We start from the raw sequence: 7864 nt of genomic DNA on the forward strand, positions 1-7864 counted from the left end.
ATCCATGTATAAAATGCTTGATATAAATGGCACGCAACTGGCTTATTACGAATGGGAAGTCCCCAACTGCCGCGGGGTAGTACAAATATCTCATGGTATGGCCGAATACTTAGAGCGCTATCAAGGGCTTGCTGCTTTTTTGAATGAACAAGGATTCACTGTAGTAGGAGCTGATCATCGCGGGCATGGCCACTCTTGCCCCACAGGAGAGCCAATTGGATATTTTGGAGACGGAGTTTCTTGGAACGATATCGTCGGCGATTTACACGCAGTACGTCTTTATACGCAGAAAAAATACGTAGATAAACCTTATTTCTTCGTTGGGCACTCCATGGGCTCGTTGCTACTGCGCGATTATCTTTCCACTTTCGCCAACGGACTGGCAGGAGCTGCCATTATCGGCACTGCAGATTGGCCAAAACTACTGGGTGGAGCTGGCATGGTGCTAGCAAATATCATATGTGCTTTCCGCCCCCGCGCCACCGCCGGGTTGCTCTACAATCTCTCCATTGGGCCTTACAATAAGGGATTCCCCCAGCGCACCGGCGGAGAATGGCTCACCCGCGACGAAGCAGTAGTGGATGCTTATATTGCCGATCCGCTTTCCGGATACATCTCCACCAATGGTCTTTTCCGGGAATTGATGCGCGGCACCAAGCGAGTATCTCAGCCCGCGCGTTTCCAGCTACCGGTACACCTTCCGCTCTATATCGCTTCGGGAGAAGTAGATCCGGTAGGCGGAGCAAAAGTAGTAAAGAAAGTTGCTGCCGCCTATAAGCAGGCAGGGCAAACTGACCAAGAAGTACATATTTATCCGCAAGCTCGGCACGAGATTTTCCAAGAAATTAATCGCGCGGAAGTATTTGCTGATTTAGGTGCCTGGCTACAAAAAGAAGTAGAAAAAGCTGCTTCGGCTCAGTAATACTCTAATCAGTAACGCTCTAAATACTGCAAATAGAAGCGTGGTCTATTTAACGGCAATTTCCGTCGAAAAAAGCTGCGGAGCACGCCGAAATATGCGTTAGAGTGCTAAAGAAAATATTAGGACGGCGCGCAATAGAGCCGGTGAGAGAAGGGCAGTGCTTTGCAGAAAATAGGGTTTGACCGAGAAAAATATATTCAGCTACAGGCGCAGCATATTTCACAACGGCGGGCGGCAATCGGCGGAAAGCTCTACCTAGAAATGGGTGGAAAGCTTTTTGACGATATGCACGCTGCGCGCGTCCTACCTGGCTTCACGCCCGATAATAAAATCGTGATGCTGGAACAGATAAAAGACGAATTGGAAATCGTCATCGTAGTGAATGCGATGGATCTGGAGCGGCAAAAAATGCGCGCCGATTTGGGCATTACCTACGGTGACGACGTCTTGCGGCTCGTAGACGCATTTCGGGAACGCGGCTTCTTAGTAAATAGTGTGGTGCTGACCCGCGCAGATGAAGACGGAGGGCGCTATGCCCGTGCTTTCCAAGAGCGCTTAGAAAATCTCGGCTTGCGCGTGTACCTACACTACACAATTCCCGGCTACCCGACCGATGCCGCACAAGTAGTATCCGAAGCGGGATTTGGGAAGAATGATTATATCGAAACCAGCCGCGATTTAGTGGTGGTGACGGCGCCCGGGCCGGGATCAGGGAAACTAGCGACTTGCCTCTCCCAGATTTACCACGATTTTCAGCGCAATATTCCGGCCGGATACGCAAAATTCGAGACCTTCCCGATTTGGAACCTGCCGCTCGACCATCCGGTGAATGTAGCTTATGAAGCAGCCACTGCCGATCTAGATGATGTGAACCTAATTGATCCTTTCCATCTGGCCAATTACGGTAAACAAGTAGTGAGCTATAACCGCGATGTGGAAGTATTCCCACTGCTGGTATCACTTTTAATTCAACTTTCTGGAGCTTCTCCCTATCATTCTCCTACCGATATGGGCGTAAATATGGCCGGAATGTGTATTTCTGATGACGCCGTCTGCCGCGAAGCAGCAGAGCAAGAGATTATCCGCCGTTATTACCATGCCCTAGTAGATGAAAAACTGACGGGAGCAAAACCCACAGTTTCGCAGCGAGTACGGCTAATTATGAGCAAGCTGAAATTAGGGGTAGATATTCGGCGCGTAATCCCGGCCGCCTTGGCAAAGGCCGCGGAGAGTGGCGGCCCGGCTTCTGCTATTGAGTTGCACGATGGGCGCCTAGTGACGGGTAAGACTTCCCCGCTTCTGGGATGCTCAGCAGCGATGCTACTGAACGCCTTAAAAGAACTAGCCGGCATCGATGATTCGCTGCAACTACTCTCTCCGGAATCTATTTTGCCGATTCAGACTCTCAAGACGCAGCATCTCGGTTCAAAAAATCCGCGCCTGCACACTGACGAAGTATTAATTGCGCTCTCCGTATCCGCAGGCACTTCGGAAGCGGCCCGCAAAGCGCTGGCGCAACTAGCGAATCTGCGCGGCTGCGATGTGCATACTACGACTATTTTAGGATCGGTAGATGAGGGAATTTTCCGGAGCCTAGGTTGCCTAGTTACCTCTGAGCCGAAGTTCCAGAATAAAGGCCTCTACTGGCGGCGCTAGAATTTATAAGCGTTTATACGCATTTATAAGTGTTTATAAACGCAAATACTGGGAAGAAAATTTTCTAGATTCAAGCAAATATCTGGATACGAGGCTCTGCCCTGCGTATAGAAAACTACTCTATATATAAAGATCTACCCTAGATGCAGGGCGGCGGCATTATCCAGCTATTGGCGAGAAGAGCCGCTATTTTCTCTGCTGTTTCTTTCTGGGCAGCAGGGGCACTAATAAGCACTTCTTCTCCCCCTTTTATCCCTAAGCTCATAAGCTGTAAGGCTGATTCGGCATCTTCTCCGTTTATATAAATATCTCCACCAGCTGCGATAGCCATATCAGCTATTTTGGCGGCAGGGCGGGCGTGCATACCAGCTATATCCTTTACTACTGCCCGCAATTCATAGCGGTCTGCCCCTGCCACTGATGCAGCGGCCGCAGGGGAATTCTGCGACGCCGGGCTCGCGAAAGCTGAAGTAGACTTTGCTTCTGCCGAAAACTTTACTTCTGCCGCGAGCGCATTAGCGGGTAGAAAAACTTGGATACTTTCCCGCGCTTGCTCTGCACACTCTGCTAAGGATTTTCCTCCTTGCGCGGCCACGGCTGCGGCTACCGCCCCTTCTATAAACGGAGCTTCCGCGAGTTGCACCTGCTCATCGCCCAGAATATCGAGCAAAGATTCTCCGCTCAGTTTAGCTGAGCCGAGATCAGCAAAGAGAAGCACCGAAAATCCCCTCTGCCGCTGGGCTTTCACAGCTGCTTCTAAGCGCGAAAAATCTGTGCCTAAATCTCCTGCCGCAGTGCCGCCTACCGGAATAATAGCCACATCATTTGCCATTTGTTTAGCTAAATCTGCCAGCCCTTGCGCAAGCTGCGCAGAATGCGAAATTAAAACTAAAGAAACTGAGATAGAAGATTTCACCGTAATAATCCTTTCTTCTGCCTACCCACCACTAACGCCTAATGCGCATTTGCGTGATTCGCTTGATCTGCTTGGGCCACCTGAGCCGCCTGGGCTGCCGCCGCTAAAATATAGGCACTCGATACCGCTCCGGGATCTAAATGACCGATAGAGCGCTCTCCTAAGTAAGAAGCACGCCCTTTCCGGGCGCACAAATCCGCCGTAGCTGCCGCGCCTTTAGCAGCTCCGGCAGCTGCCGCTTCCCATATTTTGCAGGGATCTATCTGCGCAGCTGCTTGCGCCGCATCCACAGCAGCACTCCATGCATCTACCATAGTTTTTTCTCCGGGCACTGCCTTGCCCCGCTCCTGAATTCCCGTCAACGCTGCCTGCAATATCTGCAGAGAATCAGCTGCACTAAGTTGCGGAGAATCCATAGCATTAGCAGCTTTAGCCGCCCGTAAAAAGGCGGTACCCAGCAACGGCCCAGATGCCCCGCCTACCGTAGAAAGTAAAGTCTGGGCAGCAAACTTAAACACTTCCGCAGGAGTGGTAAAAGTAGAATCCACTAACCCAGCTGCTACAGCTTGAAAACCGCGATCGAGATTTTCTCCATGGTCGCCGTCGCCAATTACTCGATCTAGTTCTATAAGCTCATCCCGGTGCGCATTTATGATTTTTGCGCTGAGCTGCAACCACTCTTTTGCCCACTTCACATCCAGCATTTCACATCCCTTTCCGATAAGCGGGGGTGCACACCGGCGCCCGGAACAGCTCGCACATTTTCGCATCTGCACGCAGTAGAGTGAGCGAAACTCCTTGCATTTCCAGACTCGTGACATACGATCCCACTAAGGAATCTGCTATTTTTATATTCGCGCTCTGCAAACGCTCCGCTAAGCGTCTATAAACTATATAGAGCTCAGAAAGCGGGGTGCCGCCCATCCCATTAACTAAGGCAATTACTTGCTCACCCGCGCGCAAATTCAAATCGTCAATGACAGGATCTAATAACTGATCAGTAAGATCGTCGGCATTGGTAAAGGGAATTCTCCGCCGCCCTGGCTCGCCATGAATTCCAATCCCAATTTCCACTTCTCCTGCGGGGAGGTCAAAAGAAGGTTTCCCCACGTGCGGCACGGTGCAGGCGCGAAGTGCTACACCTAACGAACGCACATTCGCAATCACGGCATCGGCCAGATCTTTTACTTCTGCTAGAGATGCTCCGGCCTCACTAGCCGCACCCACGATTTTCTCTACTAGCAGGGTGCCCGCTACGCCTCTGCGCCCAGCGGTATAGAGAGAATCTTCTACTGCCACATCGTCATTGACTATCACAGTAGCTACTTCAATATCTTCCATTTCAGCCAATTCGGCGGCAGTAGCAAAATTCAACACGTCGCCCGTATAGTTCTTAACTATATAGAGCACACCCGCCCCGCCGTCTACTGCTTGAGTAGCAGCCAAAATTGGATCAGGAGTAGGAGAAGTAAATACCGGACCGGCGACGGCGGCGTCTAACATCCCGTAACCCACAAAACCACTATGCAGGGGTTCGTGGCCAGATCCACCACCAGAAACCAGAGCTACTTTCCCCGGCGCCTTCTTTTCTTTCCTCAATACATAGTGCAGCTGCTGATTTACTTCCACTTCTTCAGCATGTGCGCTGGCAAATCCAGCTAAGGACTCAGCAACTACCTTATGCGGATCATTAATAAGCTTTTTCATCAGACTACCTAGTACTCAAATATCTATGCTGTAGCACACATTTTACTACCTTAGATAGCGGAGGAGAAAGATGCAAAAGCGGGAGCTGGTTTCTACCCAAACTCCCGCTTTTACCTGCAGATAATCTGCTTAATTAGTTTTCAATAAAGCGATTTTATTCCGCCTTATCTTCGCCAGCTACTTCTGCTGCAGCTTCTGCTGCCTTTTCGGCCGCCTCTTCAGCTGCTGCTGCCACACCCGGAGCAGTTGCTGGCGTATCAGCCTGCGCATTTTCTTTGGCCAAAATGCGCGTATTGATTCTATCCAGTAAGAAGGCGCAAATCGCTCCTACCAGTGCCACAATCAGCGTGATAAGGAAGATTATCTTGTATCCTACTTCTGGATTATCGCGATGTGCTTCTACAATACCGGCGGTAGTCGGATTGCCCCAGAAAATCGAGGCGTAGACCAAGAGGGAACCAACTGCCATTGCCGAACCGTTGATTTCTTCCGGCAAGTGCAGCTCTGCAATTGGAGCTAAAATTACCGATTTCCCTAGGAAAGTACCGAAAGCCATTACGATCAGCAGCCCCATCGCCAACCAGATATTTCCGGAAGGCAGCACGTAGATAAGACCGACACCGAGAGCAATCACGCTGAGCGCCAGGCCCATCATACGAGTAGAAGACTTAAATACGTAATCAGCCACTAAGCCAGATACCAGGCCAGCAAAAATACCTACTAAGCCGGTGTTGAAAATACCGAAGGCACCTGCCTGCGCGGGCGTAGCTTTAAATACCAAAATCAGGTACGGAGCAGAGCAGTAAATTAGGTTTACGTAGCACCAATAGACGCAAAGTCCGGCAATACCAGCCAACCAAACCCGCGGAATGAGCAGTACTCGCAGCAGACCCTTCAAAGCGGCAATATTATCGGATTCACCCGGCTTTTCACCTTTCGCAGTGGCATTCTTCGGCACAAAGCGCAACAGGCAGAAAAGCAACGGAATAATTATCAAGGTGTAGCACAGACCCATAACACGCATTACGGTGTCGGCATGCTCCGAAAAAGCTGCTAACAAGCCCACCACGATTAGGTTCATTAAGAATTCGGCTGCACGGCGAATCGACTCCAGGAGTCCCATAGCCAAACCGCGCCCTTTTGTATCCGAATCCTGCGACATGAAGGAAACGCCGTTTACCACTGCTGGCCAGCCAATCGCATCCCAGACTCCCCAGGATATGGCCATGGCAATCATGATATTGAAGTCAAGATTTGGCACTAAATACAGCACTAACGCAGTACCCATCCGCCACATAGACCAAGCAATCAGAATAGAGCGAATGGTGAAACGGTTATTTACCCAGCCACCAGGCACATAAAGAAACATTGCTATGCCTAGCCAGCCCATGAGGATACCGAACTGGTCGATACCAATTCCTAAGGCGGAGGTGAGCGGCACCATCAGGGAGCCTTTGAAAGCCTCAAAGGCAGAATAGGTGAGCTGCCCAGCCATGACTATCGTCAAGAAACCGCCTATGCGGCCGGGGCGTAAAAATACCGGCAGCTTTGCGAATCTACTTTGTTTTTCCATATATTTTTTCCAATTCTGTAGCTAGCTACTTTTCACTTTTTGCGCCGGTAATACCCATCAAAGTATTGGCCACATTAGAGATGATTCCATCTACTCCCCAGTTGGCGAGTTGATTTGCTCGGCCGAGATCATCTACCGTCCAAGCATTGATACCAAAGCCAGCTCGATGAATTTCCTTCACTCGCTCTGCCGTCAAGAAGTTATCCTCCGGATGCAGGTAATCGGCCCCCACTAATTCCAGCATGGACTTCCAGTCATCATAAAGAGCGACCGTTTCATAGAGGCAGCCAACTGGCAATTTCGGAGCGCGCTGCTTAAAGATATGCAGTAATACATGATTAAAAGAAGAAATAATGACCTTGCGAGCGGGGCTGAGCTCCTCCAGCTCCGCAATAATATTGTCAATTAGCCGCAGCGTCTCTTTTTTGCCTTGCTCATTCGACTTAATCTCGATATTGGCATTCAGACCTTTTTCGTTCATGAACTGAATCAATTGCCGCAGAGTCGGCACTGGTTCACCGGCAAATTGCGGACTAAACCACGATCCCGCATCTAACTTCGGCAAATCTGCCGCAGTTAAATCGTAGTAACTTCCTGCCCGATTTGTAGTGCGATCTAAAGAAGTATCGTGAATGATTATTGGAGTGCCATCTCCTAATGCATCCACATCCGTTTCAATCCAGTTGATTCCGTTATCTAAGGCAGCTTGGAAAGCACTGATGGTGTTTTCCGGCGCAAGCGTATTCAATCCACGATGTGCCATTAAAGTACAGCCTGCCATTTTCTCTCCTTTCTTTGCTCACTCGATTTACCACCGGTACTTCTTCGCACGCTTATGCGGTAAATCAGCAACAATTACTAATAGTAAGGTATTCCTTAAATAGCTCCACACTTTCTTCCTACAATGCACATATGTGCAAAACCAAGCAGGTATTTTATCCATATTTTCACCGGTATTTATACTGATTTAATATGCTAGGCTTTCTGCTTTCACTTTCTCAGCAGTAAAAAGTTTTAAGAAACCTTCCTGGCAGCTAGGACGATAGGCGCCTTCCCTTTATCTCTCCTCGGGACGGCGCAGGCGGGCGGG

7 protein-coding genes are annotated in these 7864 nt (G+C 49.8%); 2 read left to right on the top strand and 5 right to left on the bottom strand.

Translation table 11 applies throughout. The annotated features are described in order from the left end of the window. The first annotated feature begins 4 nt into the window (after positions 1 to 4). The gene (locus tag BQ7117_RS07195; protein ID WP_073996843.1) at positions 5 to 922 is read left to right on the top strand and encodes an alpha/beta fold hydrolase; all 918 of its coding nucleotides are present in this window, start codon (positions 5 to 7) and stop codon (positions 920 to 922) included. Between the two features lie 162 nt (positions 923 to 1084). Then, entirely contained in the window at positions 1085 to 2578 is a 1494-nt protein-coding gene (locus tag BQ7117_RS07200; RefSeq protein ID WP_073996844.1) for a DUF1846 domain-containing protein, read from the top strand. A 139-nt stretch (positions 2579 to 2717) separates the two neighbouring features. Here BQ7117_RS07200 and dhaM read toward each other — a convergent pair whose 3' ends face one another. The 5 genes from dhaM to BQ7117_RS07225 all read right to left on the bottom strand — a co-directional run bounded on the left by dhaM (position 2718) and on the right by BQ7117_RS07225 (position 7555). Beyond that, positions 2718 to 3494 (bottom strand): dihydroxyacetone kinase phosphoryl donor subunit DhaM, encoded by a 777-nt coding sequence (gene dhaM / locus BQ7117_RS07205; RefSeq protein ID WP_084790011.1) that lies wholly within the window; start codon positions 3492 to 3494, stop codon positions 2718 to 2720. 38 nt (positions 3495 to 3532) lie between these two features. Then, positions 3533 to 4198 (bottom strand): dihydroxyacetone kinase subunit DhaL, encoded by a 666-nt coding sequence (gene dhaL / locus BQ7117_RS07210; protein ID WP_073996845.1) that lies wholly within the window; start codon positions 4196 to 4198, stop codon positions 3533 to 3535. A gap of 1 nt (position 4199) precedes the next feature. Next, positions 4200 to 5201, bottom strand: a complete 1002-nt coding sequence (gene dhaK / locus BQ7117_RS07215) for a dihydroxyacetone kinase subunit DhaK (protein WP_073996846.1) — start codon at positions 5199 to 5201, stop codon at positions 4200 to 4202. Between the two features lie 154 nt (positions 5202 to 5355). Continuing rightward, a complete protein-coding gene (locus BQ7117_RS07220; protein ID WP_084790014.1) occupies positions 5356 to 6774 on the bottom strand; it encodes an MFS transporter in 1419 nt (472 codons plus the stop codon). A 25-nt stretch (positions 6775 to 6799) separates the two neighbouring features. Then, complete coding sequence (locus BQ7117_RS07225) at positions 6800 to 7555, bottom strand: glycerophosphoryl diester phosphodiesterase (RefSeq protein WP_073996847.1); 756 nt, start codon at positions 7553 to 7555, stop codon at positions 6800 to 6802. Positions 7556 to 7864 lie beyond the last annotated feature (309 nt).

Origin of the sequence: Arcanobacterium urinimassiliense (genome assembly GCF_900119495.1) — a bacterium.
Classification (GTDB): Bacteria; Actinomycetota; Actinomycetes; order Actinomycetales; family Actinomycetaceae; genus Arcanobacterium_A; species Arcanobacterium_A urinimassiliense.